A 16,110-nucleotide genomic window follows, 5' to 3' on the forward strand; every position below is an offset into this window, starting at 1 on the left:
AACAATATGAGAAAAGTAACTGTTCCTGTTGACATGACTTCGGAACAAAAAACGCTGTTAGGTGTATTAAGTAAACGCCAATTGATTTATCTATTAGGTGGCGGGGCGGCTCTTTATTTATATGTACCATTTTTATGGCGGCTATTTGCACCTATTGATGCGGTAGTAGCGTTTTTTATTTGCTTAATTTTAGCACTACCAACGGTAGTAGGTGTAATAGCGTTTGCTTTTATTTATAAAGAAAAACAGCACATGTATCTAGATAGATTTTTACTTATCAAAATGCGTAGCCGTTCCGAAAAAGGGAAGTGGAGAAAAGGGTACGAGCCAACTACATGGGTAAAGGAGAATTTATAGATGTTGGAAATAATATATTTTACGGCGATAGCCATTGTAGGATTTTTCTTTTATCGGAAAATGAACGGAAAACCGCTGTTTGGGTCTAAGAAAAAGGGGAAAAAGCAAGGCGGAGTAGAGAAACACACTGCTGAAAAAAGTGGAAAGAAAAATAAAAAGAATATGCCTGCCGAATCAGAAGTTGATGAGGATAATGTTGATTTCTTTAACGCTTTTGTAGAAGACATTAAGGAAATTGATAATCATATGATTCGTTATCATGATGATACATTTGTCTTGATTGCGGAAGCGCATCCAGTTAATTATTACTTACTCTCCAATATGGAACAAGAAGCGATTGATATCAAAATTGAATCATGGTTAACCACATTAGAGTTTAATACAAAAGTATATATTCAAAGTAAGTTTGTAGATTTAACAGATCCTGTACGAAAAATGACAGAAACGATGAAAGGTGCGAAGGACCTTACACCAGAGACAGTACTATATGGTCAAGAAGTTATCGATAACTTAGAGTACTGGCAACGTTCGCAACCTCGATATGAGCAAAAGCGTTATTTAATTTATCCATATAAGGTTGATATTAGTACAATTACTGCTGATACAGAGGAAGAGTTGGAGGAAAAGATTGTGGATAAGGCGTTTAACGAATTGTACCGTCGTTATAATGCTTCTCGAAATTTACTATCGAAAGCAAAAATTAATGTAGAAATGTTAACGAAAGATAAATTAATAGAACTTTTATACGTAGCGTTTAATCGTCGTAAAGCTGTAAAAGCGCGTTTCCAGGACTTAATTGAAAACGAGAATTTCTCCTTATATTCAACCAGTGAGACGAATGAGAGAAAACTAGAGTTACTGAAAAAAGTACTAGCGGAAGAAAAGACAGAAAAATCAAATAATGGAGTGGCGTAATTATGAAGTTATTCGGAAAAAAGAAAAAAGAAAAGAAAAAAATAGAAGCAGAAGAAAAAGATGAATTGGAACTAGAGGAGGAAGAGTTGGAAGAAGAGGAAATACCGACGCAATTAGACAATCAAACTACAGTATTTGATGTCATTGCTCCAGAAGGAATGAAAATTGACGCAGAAGATTATGGAGTAATTAAACAATCCTTAGGAAGTAATACGTTCTTCCGCCCGTTTTATATTCCACGTGATGGGTATCCACGTATGATGCAAACCAATTGGTTGAACATGTTAACTTCAGCTGGGGAAGTGGATGTGATGATCGATATACATAAAGAGCCAAAAGCCAAAGCAATGCGATTATTAGATATGCAGCTTACTATGCTACGTTCGAATCTCTCTTTCCAACGTACACGAGGAAACATTGACCAAGAAAAAGATTTAGATGCAAAAATTCAAGATACTAACAATTTAATGGATGAAATCCAGTTCAATGAAAATGATTCCTATATGGTGAGTACAATGGGTGTTGCGTATGCCGAATCAAAGAAAGAATTGGACGTTCTATGTGAGTATATTGAAGATGAAATGCAAGCATCACACTTTAAGATAGCAAGTACTTGGAATCGTGTGAAGAGTGGTTTGAAAGCTGTTATGCCACTAGGTGCACCAAATACTCTGCAAGATACCTATCGAAATATCGATAGACGTGCTCTATGTACATTTGCACCTTTTGTGTCAGGTTCCGGAAGATTTAACGGAGGTATACCGATAGGAAAGAACAAAATTACTGGGCAAGTAGAATTTTTAAATTCTTTCGGGAATGCAGATTATCGTCCACCAAACTATAACATTGGTGTGACGGGGATCTCAGGTTCCGGGAAAAGTTTACTTTTAAAAATGAAGCTCGCTCGTGAAACATCACTTGCAGATACGCATGCAATGATTATTGACCCAGAAGGTGAATTCGTAAAAATTACAAAACGTTTAGGTGGTATTAATTTAAATATTTCGCCTGAAAGTAATATCATTATCAACCCTTGTGCAATCGCTGTAACAGAACTTCAGATTACGGATAAAGATGAAGAGCTAGAAGCACTTGAACAATATGATAAGAAAGAACTTGTAGAGCGTGATGGCGTGAAGTATGTAAGATTTGTACCGATTTTAGAGAAAATCAATGAAATACTTGGATTCTTTGACATTATTATTCGCGGACAAGATTTTGATCAACCAGGATTAAATGTATTCCAGCGTACAATGCTAGAAGATGCCATTCGTGAAGTGTTTGATAAACATGGTATTACCTCACATCCTTCCTCTTTATATACAGATGAAGTGAAGAAGGTGGATGGACAATTAATTCAGTCTCAAGTAAGAAAGCCAGAACCAGAGTTAAAAGAAATCTACGATGTCATAGTAGAACATCATGGAGACGATGTGAAAGCAGAAGAATTAATTGCCGCAATTCGTCCGTTCTTACGCGATGGTTCAAAACCATTATTTGATGGGCAAAGTCATTTTGGCCGTGGTGTAGAAACACAGTTAAATGAATCACGCGTTGTTAATTTTAACATTAGTCATTTAGAGGAAGGATTTTTAAAACCAATCGCTTTCCACGTTATCTTGAACTATATTTGGGAGCATTGGATTAAGAGTCCAGAACATGCTATCAAACGAAAAGTACTGTATGTGGATGAGATGTGGCAGTTTATTGATTATGAACAAACGGTTAACTTCTTAGAAAAAGTAGCACGTCGTTCACGTAAAAGAAATGCTGGTATGTGTTGGGCGAGTCAGGACTTTGTTCGTATTTTAGAAAATGTGAAAGCACGTGGTATCTTGCAATCTACTTTCTCTTATTTCTTCTTAGAACAAAATAAGATTGATAAGAAAAAAATCCAAGAGAACTTTAACTTAACTGCTGGAGAGTTAGATATTATTCTTAACAACCCTGGAAAAGGAGAAGGAATCTTCCGTGTAGGAGATAGTTCGGTTTGGATTCAAACAGATCCATCAGACAAAGAAATGATGTTCATTGAATCGAATGAAGCGGTACTACAAGAGCTTTTAAATAACATGAAGAAAGTACAAGGGTACGCAGGATAATAGCATACCCTTGAAAAGGAAGGTGAAATTATGCTTGAGAAAATAATAGATTGGGTCGGTGGCCTTATTATTCATATGGTAAAGGCCCTCCTAGCGCCTATTTATGGATTTATGGATACTATTCCAGTTCTAGTCTTTGGTGGAGATAATGCTAATCTAGATTTTTTATATTCAAAGAATGCGGTTACGAATGTATTAGATACCGGTATGCCTGTTATGTTTAAGCTTGTTGCCTTTTGTGTCCTTGTCAGTGTAGTGATTACAGCAGCAAAATATTCAGCAACAGCTATGAATCCAAATAATCGCACGGCATTAATTGAATATGCAAAAGACTTAATGATTATCTCGATTTGCCTCTGGCATTTAGATTTCTTTTATAATTTTGTATTTGATCTAAACAATTGGATTACATTGGAATTTAAAGAGGCGATAAATGGAGTAAATAACGGGAATTTTAACCCGGATCAACAAATACCTTTATTAAAGTCGGGACTGTCTGACAATAAAACAATTACAGAGCTTTCAATGAAAGGGCATGAAAACGATTATATGTTTATCATATTCGGACTATTTATTGAAGCTGGATTAATGATTTGGGCGAATTTCTATTATTTAATGCGCGCAGTGACATTGTACGTATTAATGTTATTAGGTCCTGTAATGGTAGGAATGTGGTTATTTCCACAAAAGAAACAACAAACGTTATATTGGATTCGCGAGTTTATGGGAGCAGTATTAATTCAAGCGATTCACGCAATTACCTTATGGTTAGTCATTACACTTATTGGGGACGCAAAAAATCCTATTATAAAATTAGTATTACTTGCCATGTTTATCCCAGTTGGTGAGATTGTGAAAAGCTTTATCGGCCTGAGCACCAATGCATCAGGTGGTATTCATAGAGCGGGTACGATGATGGGGATGGGTGCTTTAGCAAGTGTGGCTGGATTGGTTAAAGGTATTCGAGATGACTATCGTAATTCAAAAGCAAAACCGGATGATAAAGGGGATAAAGAAAAGACAAAAGAAGATGCGGATAACCCGAAAGATGCATTAGGAGCGAATTTAGGGACAGATGTTGGTACAACATCTCGTGCAGCTCGTATGTTAAAAGTAGGTCAAATTGGAAGTTCAATTGGTAAAGCAACGACAGGACTTGCAGGTATGGCAGCGGGAGCTGGTCTTGGACCGGGAGCGATGGTAGTAGGCTCGCAAGTTGGAAGTGCATTAGGTGGTGCTCCTGGTGCAGTGGCCGGTAGAAGTGTTGCTGCAGTCGGTGAAGGGGCTGTAGCCTTAGGAAAACATATTAGTTCGAGTGTAAAGAAGGGTGCGGACACGTATTCAAATCTAAATGGTGAATCGTATCCGGAACTAACCGATGAAGATATCGCACAGGATTTAGCTACAAAAGATTTTGAAAATTGGAAAGCGGATAATCCTGATTCTGCAGTTGCAAGCCGCTTAAAACAAGCATTCCCTAATGCTTCTGATACAGAGATTGCTAAAAAAGTAGCGAAAACAAATAGTGATCAAATGTCTCGTTTCACAAATCAGCGGAAACAAGATTTACAAAATATGAAGAAAACCGCTACACCCTATGGAAATGCTAGAGATTTAGTTAACGCTGCAACGAATGCATTCCAAAAGGGCTATGAGGCAGACCATAAAGATGCGTTTATGAGTCAGTTACCAGAAAATATGTCAGTGGAAGAGAAGGAGAAACACTGGAACGACCATCTGAGCGCAAAAGTACAAGGATTTAGGAACCACGCAGAACAGGCGGCAATAAAAGTAGGAGCCATGCTAGGTGAAGCGAAGGATAAGCAAGGAAATAATCTGTTTGATAAGTCCTATGTGGATAAAGATGCGTTTGCTTCTCGACTCGCATTAGGGAAAATTGGAAAAGAAATTGAGGGAGTAAAGGGAGAAACGTTAGAAAGTGGCCATCAAAATATGGGACGAGTAGGTGCTCTTGTCGGTGCTTCTAGTGCTGCATTCAAGAAGGCTTATAGTGCAGACCATAAGGCTGGATTCATAAAACAATTCCCTGCAGATATGCCGCAACAAGAAAAAGAAGCAGCATGGAATAAACATTTGGATCAAAAAGTACAAGGATTTAAAAATCATGCACAACAAGCGGCAGTACAAGCGGGAGCGATGCCCGTACAGGCAAAATATACGAGTGGTAAGAGTCTTCATAATCAATCGTATATTAATAAAGATGCCTTTGCTTCGCAATTAACGAAAGGTTTACAAGGCCATGCAAGTCTTGGAACGGTGAGCCAACAAGTAGGTTCTGGAATTACTAGTGCGATTCAAGGTGTTCGTTCACATGGCGCTGCGACAGGTGGTGCAATTAATAAAGCCGTATATGCAGCGACACAAACGCAAGCGAGTATTGCACGTGCAGGAGATCTTTCCGTTGCGGAAATCGAACGCTCTTATGCAGATGCATCAACAAGTGTAGCGAATATTGCACAAAGCGCTGGTAAAATATCTATCCCAACTTCCGCAGTGGGACGTATGACACAGCAAAGTACAAAACTTGGCATGAGTGTAATGGAAGGTGTAAAACACCTTATGCTTGCGGATCGTATTGATACGGTATCAAATGCATACTTTAGTGCTGCGAGTGCTGTACAACAATCCGGAGGGAATGCAGTACAAAGAGTGATAAGTGGGACCAATGCTGCTGTCAATACATCATTAGGTGGGAATGCAGCAGAACGCCATTATAATGTAACAAAAGGGTTAAGTTATGCAGTTGGTGTAATTGGTGGTGCAGGTGCTTATCAAGCGACTGCACGTATGGTAAGTAAACATAACCCGTATAACAAAGCTGTTCAAACAGAAGCAAAAGAAATTCAAGAGATTCAGAGAATGGTACCAACAACAACGGATGCTACTGGAAATCAATCTGTTACTGAAGGGGCAGTACGCCTTGTTGTGACAAATAATAAATCATGGATTGAAGCAAAAGATTCCAGTGGTATGACGCAAGTTGTATCCCGTTATGGTAGTGGAGATAGTCGAGTTCACGAGGGACAAGTTGTATATAAAGATTTAAATATTTCTGGTGGACAATTAAAGCCGTATAAGAGTGGTATTATAGAGTCGCCAGCTTATATCCAAGATTCCAGTGGTGGCAAAATTAGTATCAGTCGTGATTTTAATATAAACCCAAATCAATTGGTAGGAAATCAAAATCAAAGACCTTTACAACAGAAAGCAGTATTTAGCGAACCGCCACTTACAGTGAATCATAAGGTAGACAATGGTCATTTCTATATGTCTGATTTGGACCAAGGTGGCTATCAAAATGTACAAATGGTTGTTGAAAGAGATCGTAGTTACATGGTTGCGACAACTACAGACGGTACAGTGTCACGTATTTCTCCGTTCGGAAAAGGAGATACACGATTACAAGCAAACCAAAGGATTGAAAGGGTTTGTGAAGTGAAAGATAGCAGTATTAAGCCGAGAGAAGAAATTCTAGTAACCCAAACACATGAAGAAGTTGTACGTACAGAGACGCATCTGAATTTATCAGAACATGATCCACAAAATCTGATTCCATTTGCGCCAAACCCTCGCTTAGCACAGCGAAAAAGAAGAAATAATGAAAATGGAAAGTATGGAGTGACAAGTCTATGAGTCAAAATCCTAACGATCCAAATGAACAGAAAAAAAGTAACCCTTTAAAAGATGTAGCTGCACACTTTATTAAGAAAAAAGGGATGCAAGCGCGCGGGAAGATGGCAAAATTAGCAGGGAAAGCAGGAAAGGCGGCAGCGAAAGCTGCTGCCAAAATGCTAAAAGCAGGTATACTAAAAATTGTGGGTGCTGTTATAGCAGCGGTTGGAGTGCCTGCCGCTTTGATTATGGGAGTAATTATTGCTGTGTGTGTGATTTTAGTCTCTTTTGTACCTTTTACCGATGATGAAAGTAAGACAGAGGAACAAGTAAAAAAATATATGGAAGTTTCAATGGCTCTGAATGTGGATTGGAAAGAGGTTGTCGCTTTTGATATGGCGCGATATGATAATGACCTCACCGGTAAAGATCCACATGATGCGATTTCATATTTTTTGGATATCCAATATGAAGAATATACGGAAAAAGAGGTATGCGAGGCGGGACCGAATGGTCCTTGTGAAAAAAAGAAAAAAGAGATGCAAAAAACCAAATCTGAAAGTTACTCTGGACCAGATGTAAAAAAGATATTAGGAGATACAGATTTTAAGAAAAAAATAGATGAGATTAATGCGAGTGGAAGTAAAAAAGTGACAACATCTTCCCATGGGCTTGAGAAAGCCATGGAACTCGCAAAGTTTAGTAAGAGTCAAAAAGAGCGTGCGCGTGAGATATTGGAAGCTGGGTTGTTAGAGGCAACGTATGGACATCTTGCACCTTCTAGTAATTTCGTTGGTGGTATGTGTGTAGGTAATGTGAGTCCTGGCGGGGAGCCTGTCAATCTTAATGAAAAGGTAACAGGGTATCTTCCTAAAATTAAAGAGATGGCAGAAAAACATGGTGTTGCTGAATATGTTGGCGTTCTAGCAGCTCAAATGATGCAGGAATTAGGAGGAGCAGGAAATGACCCAATGCAGGCGTCAGAGGGTCATTATGGAGATTTAAGTTCATCTTGTATAGGTGTAAAAGGAAATGCTCGTATGGGCTGCATCAAAGATCCGAATATTTCTATTGAAGCCGGTGTATTGGAATTTAAAGATGTGTTAGGACAGGCGAATGGAGACATCGCTCTCGCCCTGCAGTCTTACAATTTTGGCTCAGGCTTCATTAGCTATGCATTAGCTAAAGGTGGCTATTCAGAGGAAACAGCCATTGAGTTCTCAAGAAGTAAGAATCATTTAAACCCAGCTGGTTGCTCCGATCCGAATAACTTCCGAACCAAGGTAAATGCGTGTTACGGGGATTTTACGTACGTTTCCAAAGTTTTGAAATATTACAAAGATTTAGGTTGTGTGGCAGCTGGAGATGGAGAATGGATTTCTGATAAAGGGTGGAAATGGCCAACGAAATCAGGGCGTATTACAGATACATTTGATGCGGTTCGTGGTGGAAAGCAACATAATGCTGTAGATATTGGGGCCATGACCGCCGGAAAAGCTGGAGATCCCGTGTGGTCGATGGAAGCAGGTATTGTAACAGCCCAAACAGGAAATGTAAACGGTGGTGGTCTAGGTGTCTATATAGACTATGGAAATGGTATTGTATCCCGTTACTTACATTTGAGTAAAATATCAGTTGCATCAGGAACTATGGTGACAAAAGGACAAATAATTGGGGAGATGGGCGGTTCTAACTATGATAGAGATACTGGTCTCCTTAATATGAATGGATACGCTGTCCATTTAGATTTCCAAATACGTATTAACGACCAACCAACTGATCCAATGAAATTCTTTAAGAAAAATGATGACCCAGGATTATCATCAGGTGGTTCTCCTATAATGACAAATGCTAAACGACAAAAGGTATTGGAAGAAGCGAAAAAATGGCTAGGACAAGGGAAAGTGAGATATGTACTAGGGGATCGTAATCCACCAGGTGGCACGTCAGATTGCTCAGGATTTACACAGTATGTCTTTAGAACAAGTATAGGTGTACAACTTGGAGATTGGACAGGTGCTCAAGTTGGGCAAGGTAAACAAGTAGCAGACATCAATCAAGCGCAACCAGGTGATCTTATCTTCTATGAAAACCCAGGGCATGTTGCAATTTACATGGGGAATCAAAAAATGATTCATATTGGCGATAACAAAGGTGTACAAATAACAGGTCTAAACTATACGGCAAGAGGTCAACATATGACGCAAATTCGTAATGTTATAGACTGATTTGGGATGTGAAGAAATGAAGAAAGTCATAAATGTGCTAGCGAATCTGCCTCGTAAGTACTTAGTTATATTGGGGATTATTGTGTTAGTAGTAGGCGTTGCTACTTATAATACTATTCATCGTTACATGATGAAATCACAAATGCAAGAGGAAGAGCAAGTAAACCAAGATGAAATAGAGATGCTCGGAGATAAGCCAAAGGGATTTGATACAAAAGAGGAGGAATATATCGCGAAAACAAAAACAGTAGAGGACTTACTACGAAAAATTTCTAATAGTAGTTATGATGTCCCGTATTTGTTTACAAAGGCTGGATTTGGTATTGAACCAATGAAAATGACAAGTAATGAGCGTATGCTGGCTACAGAAGCTGTACAACGATATTTCCTAAATGGGGATAAGTTTTACAATGCGCGAATTACCAAAATCGACCGTGGAAAAAAAGTAGATACGTTTCATATTGAAGTTTTAATTCAACAGGTAAACTTCTTAGAACCACGACAATTTAAAGTGCGGGTAAACCAATATGCACAAATTGTAACACCAATTGCACAAATTCCACATGGACAAGAAGAAGTACCTGTGGATTAAGAAGGAAATGAGGGGTGTGGAGAAAAACACAACCCTTTTTTAAAAAATAAAACCGTGGTTAAAAGAAATTTATATATATCGCTAAAATAAGATGAATATGGAGGGATACAAATGAGGATGTTAATTACACATATGAGTTGTTACAAAACTAAAAAAATCCTTATTTGAATAGAGAAGCCCTAGAGTTAGGGGGTCTAGGGCTTCAAGTCTGAGTATATCTCACACGGCATTATAAAGAGAAAAGAACGTATTGAAGATAACATATGAATGTTTCATAAATGTATCAAAAAAGTGAACAAATTTTTTATTTTATTAATTTGTAGGTTGATACAGTTCCCCAAACGAAAAGAACCAAATAGAAAAGTCTTTGTAGTAGACCTGCAGGTAAGGGGAAAAGAAAAACAAGTGAGATAAGAATTATTATTACTATTAAGCTTAGTAAACAGAAATATGTCCATTTTCTAGCTTTTTTAAGATTCTTAGCAAAAATAAATAATCCTGGAAATACAGTAAGCATACCTATCCAAACTAGAATAGAATGTCCAATTAGGTTTATATCTGCAGGAATTAATCCTGAAACTATAGTGGAGACTCCTATTATAAGTATAAAAAATGTTGCAATTCTATTAATTCTTGTTTTTTCTAGATGCTGTGAAATATATAGTACTCCAATACAAAATGTTATTCCATTAATAATAAAGAGTAAATTCATCCAAAAATGATTAGGGGAGCATATTTCATAAGGAGCTATTTCGTAGGTGAATTTTCCACAGGTTGTTACACCTAGATCACTCATTGCGTGGTGCAAATAGTTATAAGGTGCTGTAGAAGTGAAAATAAAGAAAGGTTCAATTAAAAAGTATAGGCAAGTTGCAATACAGCTAAATAAGCCAATCCTATTTGATATATACATTAGATTCCTACTTAGAAAAAAGTATATTTCCATTATAGGTGGTTACATCATCAAAATTAAAAAATTGCAATTTGAGAATCGATAATCCTGTTCAATAATATAGGATTTTCTGGACAAATGTGTTTAGCGGAAAGACGTAGAAAAAATGGATGGAGCAAAAGTAAACCAAAATCGTTAATTGAATAAAAAAAGTGAAGGGTAAATACATAAACATGAATAATAGTAATTTACATAAATCAGGTTATATCATACTTATATATTTTATAATGACTCAATTTGTTGGGATTATAGGTGTCCAATTGCTTGCGAAGACAGGTTGGTATGATATTCAGGGAAACCAACAGCAAGCAATCCAACAACTTCTCGTGCATTGGGAACTAATTGGGTTTTCACTTACGTTGATAATCTTTTTTCTTATATATAGAAAAGAGATAATGAAAGATACGAAGTTATCAATTAAATTATCAAGAAACTCATTTGTATGGATTTTAGTTGGGATCATATTAATATTTCTTGGGCAGATGGTTGGCAGTCTTTTAGATAAGAGTATATTCCAGCTTACTACGCAATCAGCAAATACGTCTAGTACAGTTGCTGCTGCAGTAATATCTCCTGTGGAACTTATTTCAATTGTTCTTCTTGCACCTTTAGTAGAAGAGTTTGTTTTTCGTTATGCGGCCATAAATATTTTAACACGAAGATTTACACAAACTTGGAGTATATTAATAAGTTCATTGTTCTTTTCTATTATGCATTTTGACTTTCCATTTATATTTGGATATTTTTTAATTGGACTTGTGCTTGCTATGGTGTATGTGCGTACTAATCGGTTACTAGTATCATTTTTTGTTCATGCAATTATGAATTTAATAGTTGTTATGTTTCAAGTTATATGATGAAAAATATATTGATAAGTGGTGTTATTTGTTATTAACACCACTTATTATTTTAAAACATGAATTTAGTAATGAAATAGCCAAATTCATAACCGGTTCTTATTATTCCAGCTCCTAATATTATATATAGAGAATACTTCATAAAAAGATTCTCGTTTAAGTAGTTTTTTAGATTATTCATGTTGAATCCTCCATCTGAATTTTATTCGCTTGACTGTGATGTGTCGATCCTTCAAATAAGCTTAAATCTATCATTGTATATACTTAGTCTTTAATCTGTTTCATTAATGCTTTAGCTGCTAAAAATAACATGAAACTATTGAGGGTTAAACCTGCTAAATTTACGTAAAAGAAATTTGATTTTGTAACATTGTATATACCCATTAATACAAAACTGAAAAAGATAAATGAAGCTATTATAAGGGATACTATTTTTTGCTTATTTGTGTATGAGTTCATTATTATCACCCTTTAAGTTTAATATATGGATATAATTATATCATGAATTAATGTATGTAATTAACTATAAGATAGATATCTATGGGGATTTATATTTTTTCTTTTACAGGATAATAAGGCAGCAGATTAACATGTACAATTTGTTATACATGTTAATACTAAATTCTATAAAGAAAGACACCCTAAGGTGTCTTTCTTTATCTTGAACCATCTAAATTTTAATAATATGTATTGGACCCCCATCCAAATATTATTTTATCGTGTTAAATAATTTTATATATTGAGAAATATAATAGGTTATCCCTTGTAAACTCCTTTTCTCCATACCCACTCAATAGGACCATAACGGAAATATTTGCTCCAAATTTTGCTGAATATAATTTGCACAAAAATAATTAAAATCCCGAAGATACATAGTTGCCAGTAATATACCTGTGAGGCATCCTTAAAGCACAACGAAAGAATGACAAGAGTTAGTATACTTTGACTAATGTAATTCGTTAAAGCATACTTGCCTACGTTCATAAAGGTTTGCAGACATTTTATATATTTTTTATTCTCACAAGCTTTAAGTAGAGTACAAATATAGAATATAGCTAGCGCTTTCCCTCCAAATAGAATCCATAGTTGTACATCCTTAGAGTAATAGACATCCGCTTTTATAAAGTAGTAGATAATAGGGTAAGAGAGAAGACATGAAATGCATAACGAACTCCACTGTAAAAATCTAATTTTCTTTATTAATTCCGGCACCCTTTTAAAAATATTTTTCTTACCAGCCCATAAGCCGATTAAAAATAAGCCTATATATTCTGGAATTCCAATTAGTAGTTGTCGGAGTTCCTCTATCATCAGAAAAAACAAACGTGCTTTTACTTGATATAAATAATGTGTAAATAGATTTACCGTGTGGTTGGTAGTGTTGCCTGTAAACATATATTGATAGTAAGTTGGTACTTCAGGAATAGAAGAACTTGCTTGTAAAAATATAATAATATGTAATACATAACTAACCGTTAGGAAACTACAACCAGCTATAAAAATAAGCTTAGTAGATTGCTTATAAAAGAACAATAGAATAAATCCAGCTATAGCATACGCATGTAGAATATCTCCATACCATAGAAAGGTGAAGTGAAGTAAACCGAAGGCTAATAAAATACACAGTCTGCGAATAAACAACTTATACATGAGATATCCTTTTACTTCTGCATTTTTCATAAAGATATAAAATCCTACTCCAAATAAGAATGCGAAAATAGTGTAGAACTTTGCTTGTATAAACAAATCTGCTAAAAAACGAATCGCTTTATCTGTACCAGAGTAACCTGCCTGATTAAAGGGATCTAGCCCCGTCATAGTAGGTAGATTCACAAAAAGGATACATAGTATGGCGATACCTCTTATTATGTCTAAAGATTGAATACGGGCGTTTTGTTTCATGTTAATTCTCCTTTCGTACAAAGAAAAACGAGCACTATACTAGCTAGCACTCGAATTACGTCTTGCAAAGAATCCATCATAAGTAGCAGCTGACACTACTCCTTCTAGGCGTTCAACTTCTTCACCCCTGTTATAAGCTACAACAACTGGAGTACCTGGAATGTCGAACTCTTGAAAGGCACTTTGATTTTCTGGTGTAGAGATATCAATACGATAGATGGTTCTATCATGCTTTTTCGACATACTATTGATATCCGGTGCAGCTTTTTTACAAAAATGACAGGTTGGTTGATAGTAATACGCAATGAACTCTTCATGGGATTGTATTTTTTGCTTTAATTCTTCTTTTGAAATATCTCTAATATTTTTGGGTGATCCTGTTGTTTCTGCAGCTGACACAATTGTTTTGTTTTGTGTTACAGTCTCTGGGTTAACAGATTCATTTTTAGTTAAAGTAAAGATTGTGATACCAATAACACATAAAGTTGTTATAACTGCTCCAATTTTGTAGATTTTTTTCATAGTATATTCCTCCTTAAAATAAAAAAAGGACAAACCTCGCCCGAGTTAACAGGGCGTAAGGTTTGTCCTTCACGCTACGTACAATAAAGTATAAACAATGGAAACAAATTTTCTATCTATATAATAACATAAAATTTATATAGATTGCTATAATAATTTTAGAGGGAAGAAAAGGGTTAATTAAGTAAAAATAATTTCACGTACCAAATTAAAGTTAAAAAACTATACCCATCACAATAAGGGGATACAGAACAGCAATTACGCAAGAAATTAAAATTAGACCTGTTAAAAAATAAATTGGCAGAAGAGCATGTGAAAGTTACAGAAAGTGAACTCAAAGCACTATATGATACAAAAAAACGAAATTACATATAAGCCATATTCTATTAGCAAACGAGGCATAAGCTAAAGAAGTAAAAGCGAAACTAGATTCTGGGGAAGATTTCACTAAGTTAGCCATAGAATATTCTCAAGATAGTGCAACTAAAAACGTGGGTGGCGACATGGGGTTACTTCAATCTGGCAGTATGATACCCGCATTTGAAGACAAAGCTTATGAGTTACAGGTTGGACAAATAAGCGAACCGATACAAACCGATTACGGTTTTCATATTATAAAAATACTAGATAAACAAAAACTTCCGTCATTTAAAGAAATGAAACCTCAACTTACTGCCAACTTATTTGAACAAAATATGGATCCACAAAAACTGCAGAACGAAAATGGAAAGTTAGTTGATAAAGCAGATTTAAAAATTAATGAGGAAACACTATAAGGCATGTATAAAAAGAAAGAAGTAATTGAAAAAACTTCACCAAGATAGGAATTTATTAAGCAGAATCAATCATTATTTCATAATAAAAAATACCAAACAAGATGATATTGTTTTCCAATGAGATAAAATGTATAATGAGAGTGTAGAGATAAACCTTTTATTAAAGGTTTTAACTCACTAACTATGTGCATAATAATAAAAGACGAGATGCTGGTAACATCCCGTCTAATTTGTAACTGCTGCCGTTAGGTGGTAGATTGCAAAGTTTAATTATTTTTTCTTTGAACCACCTTTCTTACGTTTGGCAGACGTCTGGGTGGTTCTTTTACTTTTATTATTACGTTTTGCTACTAACTTGTTAGCACAAGCAGTTGCAAAAGTTGTTATGAACACTGTTACGAATAGTTTCGTAGTGTCCTGTAATAATTGTTGTAAAAATTCCATATCGGTTACACCTCCTTTCCCTCTAAATTAAGAGAAAGAAAGGCTGCAACCTCCCACCACACGCCTTCAGTTACTAGCTATATTATACCATAATTAGAATACGTTATAGTTTATATTTTATTTTAAAACTTATTATTGCAGAGAGTATTGAAGATAAATATCTTAAACGCTTTTTTATGAAATTTACCCTTTCTATTACCTAACTCCTATAAATGTCCGCTAATAATTTATGAATTTACAAAAAACTCATGATAAACACACATTAAATCCACTCAAAATTATATAAATAGTTCATGACATATAAAACAAATTAATCACTATATAAGTATATTGCAAATAAAAAATACTATTAGAAAGTGAGGATATATCATGAATAGAATTCTAGATACTAATATTGATACTCAAATTCCCGAAGATGATATCGAACTATTAAAGGCAATGGCACACCCATTATGACTACATATCATTAATGAATTAACTAATAAGAAAACGTTAAATGTAACTCAACTACAGAAATTTCGAATATTCCACAATCTACAACATCTCAACATCTATCTAAACTAAAAAGGAACGTTCTACATGCTGAAAGAAAAGGGCTAGAGGTATACTACTCTATAAACAATTCGAAAGCAGATAAAATTGTAGAAATCCTCAATGTTTCGAATATAAATTAAAACAAAAATATAACCAAATAAGAAGCCGTTATAGGGGTCTCGCCACATCGCTATCCAGCTAAAAAGGACGAGTTACCTCAAAATAATAAAAACGAGCATAATACATAAAATTATCGTTTTGGGGTATTTCAAAATCTTAAGTTGATGGGCATGTGG

12 protein-coding genes and 2 pseudogenes are annotated in these 16,110 nt (G+C 35.5%); 9 read left to right on the top strand and 5 right to left on the bottom strand.

What is annotated here, in order from left to right:
* Nucleotides 1–6: 6 nt before the first annotated feature.
* The 6 genes from ACXY7N_RS16280 (at nt 7) to ACXY7N_RS16305 (ending at nt 9,827) form a co-directional block, all read left to right on the top strand.
* The gene (locus tag ACXY7N_RS16280; protein WP_048561939.1) at nt 7–357 is read left to right on the top strand and encodes a PrgI family protein; all 351 of its coding nucleotides are present in this window, start codon (nt 7–9) and stop codon (nt 355–357) included.
* Nucleotides 358–1,272 carry a hypothetical protein gene (locus ACXY7N_RS16285; RefSeq protein ID WP_488592472.1) on the top strand — a complete coding sequence of 305 codons (915 nt, stop codon included), beginning with the start codon at nt 358–360 and terminating at the stop codon, nt 1,270–1,272.
* Between the two features lie 65 nt (nt 1,273–1,337).
* A complete protein-coding gene (locus ACXY7N_RS16290; RefSeq protein ID WP_488592500.1) occupies nt 1,338–3,374 on the top strand; it encodes a VirB4 family type IV secretion system protein in 2,037 nt (678 codons plus the stop codon).
* Nucleotides 3,375–3,404: 30 nt separating this feature from the next.
* A complete protein-coding gene (locus tag ACXY7N_RS16295; protein ID WP_488592473.1) occupies nt 3,405–7,028 on the top strand; it encodes a type IV secretion system protein in 3,624 nt (1,207 codons plus the stop codon).
* Nucleotides 7,025–9,235: a lysozyme family protein gene (locus ACXY7N_RS16300; protein WP_488592474.1), complete on the top strand. Its 2,211-nt coding sequence runs from the start codon at nt 7,025–7,027 to the stop codon at nt 9,233–9,235. The genes ACXY7N_RS16295 and ACXY7N_RS16300 overlap by 4 nt, the downstream gene beginning before the upstream one ends.
* Before the next feature lie 16 nt (nt 9,236–9,251).
* On the top strand, nt 9,252–9,827 hold the full coding sequence (locus ACXY7N_RS16305) for a hypothetical protein (RefSeq protein WP_488592475.1): 576 nt from the start codon (nt 9,252–9,254) through the stop codon (nt 9,825–9,827).
* Nucleotides 9,828–10,131: 304 nt separating this feature from the next.
* Here the strand turns inward: ACXY7N_RS16305 and ACXY7N_RS16310 are convergent, their stop codons facing one another.
* Nucleotides 10,132–10,740, bottom strand: coding sequence for a DUF998 domain-containing protein (locus ACXY7N_RS16310; protein WP_488592476.1), 609 nt, complete (start codon nt 10,738–10,740; stop codon nt 10,132–10,134).
* Nucleotides 10,741–10,952: 212 nt separating this feature from the next.
* Here ACXY7N_RS16310 and ACXY7N_RS16315 point away from each other — a divergent pair, with 212 nt between their 5' ends.
* Entirely contained in the window at nt 10,953–11,636 is a 684-nt protein-coding gene (locus tag ACXY7N_RS16315; RefSeq protein ID WP_088083983.1) for a CPBP family intramembrane glutamic endopeptidase, read from the top strand.
* 264 nt (nt 11,637–11,900) lie between these two features.
* Here ACXY7N_RS16315 and ACXY7N_RS16320 read toward each other — a convergent pair whose 3' ends face one another.
* From ACXY7N_RS16320 to ACXY7N_RS16330, 3 genes are all read right to left on the bottom strand, one after another.
* Nucleotides 11,901–12,095 (bottom strand): hypothetical protein, encoded by a 195-nt coding sequence (locus ACXY7N_RS16320; RefSeq protein WP_016089770.1) that lies wholly within the window; start codon nt 12,093–12,095, stop codon nt 11,901–11,903.
* A gap of 297 nt (nt 12,096–12,392) precedes the next feature.
* Nucleotides 12,393–13,538 carry a DUF418 domain-containing protein gene (locus ACXY7N_RS16325; RefSeq protein WP_016135667.1) on the bottom strand — a complete coding sequence of 382 codons (1,146 nt, stop codon included), beginning with the start codon at nt 13,536–13,538 and terminating at the stop codon, nt 12,393–12,395.
* A gap of 39 nt (nt 13,539–13,577) precedes the next feature.
* Nucleotides 13,578–14,060 (bottom strand): thioredoxin family protein, encoded by a 483-nt coding sequence (locus ACXY7N_RS16330; RefSeq protein ID WP_016089768.1) that lies wholly within the window; start codon nt 14,058–14,060, stop codon nt 13,578–13,580.
* Between the two features lie 416 nt (nt 14,061–14,476).
* Here ACXY7N_RS16330 and ACXY7N_RS16335 point away from each other — a divergent pair.
* A pseudogene (locus ACXY7N_RS16335) lies at nt 14,477–14,836 on the top strand (peptidylprolyl isomerase); the annotation flags it as partial.
* A gap of 270 nt (nt 14,837–15,106) precedes the next feature.
* Here the strand turns inward: ACXY7N_RS16335 and ACXY7N_RS16340 are convergent.
* Nucleotides 15,107–15,280, bottom strand: coding sequence for a hypothetical protein (locus ACXY7N_RS16340; protein ID WP_016089766.1), 174 nt, complete (start codon nt 15,278–15,280; stop codon nt 15,107–15,109).
* 369 nt (nt 15,281–15,649) lie between these two features.
* Between ACXY7N_RS16340 and ACXY7N_RS16345 the strand changes: the two are divergent.
* Nucleotides 15,650–15,954 (top strand): annotated as a pseudogene (locus tag ACXY7N_RS16345) (ArsR/SmtB family transcription factor).
* Nucleotides 15,955–16,110 lie beyond the last annotated feature (156 nt).

It is taken from the genome of Bacillus sp. 5w2 (assembly GCF_054353775.1).

What these genes read in the sequence shown, in the direction of transcription:
- ACXY7N_RS16280 (WP_048561939.1), top strand. Translation starts at nt 7, where the DNA reads ATGAGAAAAGTAACTGTTCCTGTTGACATGACTTCGGAACAAAAAACG.
- ACXY7N_RS16285 (WP_488592472.1), top strand. Translation starts at nt 358, where the DNA reads ATGTTGGAAATAATATATTTTACGGCGATAGCCATTGTAGGATTTTTC.
- ACXY7N_RS16295 (WP_488592473.1), top strand. Translation starts at nt 3,405, where the DNA reads ATGCTTGAGAAAATAATAGATTGGGTCGGTGGCCTTATTATTCATATG.
- ACXY7N_RS16300 (WP_488592474.1), top strand. Translation starts at nt 7,025, where the DNA reads ATGAGTCAAAATCCTAACGATCCAAATGAACAGAAAAAAAGTAACCCT.
- ACXY7N_RS16305 (WP_488592475.1), top strand. Translation starts at nt 9,252, where the DNA reads ATGAAGAAAGTCATAAATGTGCTAGCGAATCTGCCTCGTAAGTACTTA.
- ACXY7N_RS16310 (WP_488592476.1), bottom strand. Translation starts at nt 10,740, where the DNA reads ATGTATATATCAAATAGGATTGGCTTATTTAGCTGTATTGCAACTTGC.
- ACXY7N_RS16315 (WP_088083983.1), top strand. Translation starts at nt 10,953, where the DNA reads ATGAATAATAGTAATTTACATAAATCAGGTTATATCATACTTATATAT.
- ACXY7N_RS16320 (WP_016089770.1), bottom strand. Translation starts at nt 12,095, where the DNA reads ATGAACTCATACACAAATAAGCAAAAAATAGTATCCCTTATAATAGCT.
- ACXY7N_RS16325 (WP_016135667.1), bottom strand. Translation starts at nt 13,538, where the DNA reads ATGAAACAAAACGCCCGTATTCAATCTTTAGACATAATAAGAGGTATC.
- ACXY7N_RS16330 (WP_016089768.1), bottom strand. Translation starts at nt 14,060, where the DNA reads ATGAAAAAAATCTACAAAATTGGAGCAGTTATAACAACTTTATGTGTT.
- ACXY7N_RS16340 (WP_016089766.1), bottom strand. Translation starts at nt 15,280, where the DNA reads ATGGAATTTTTACAACAATTATTACAGGACACTACGAAACTATTCGTA.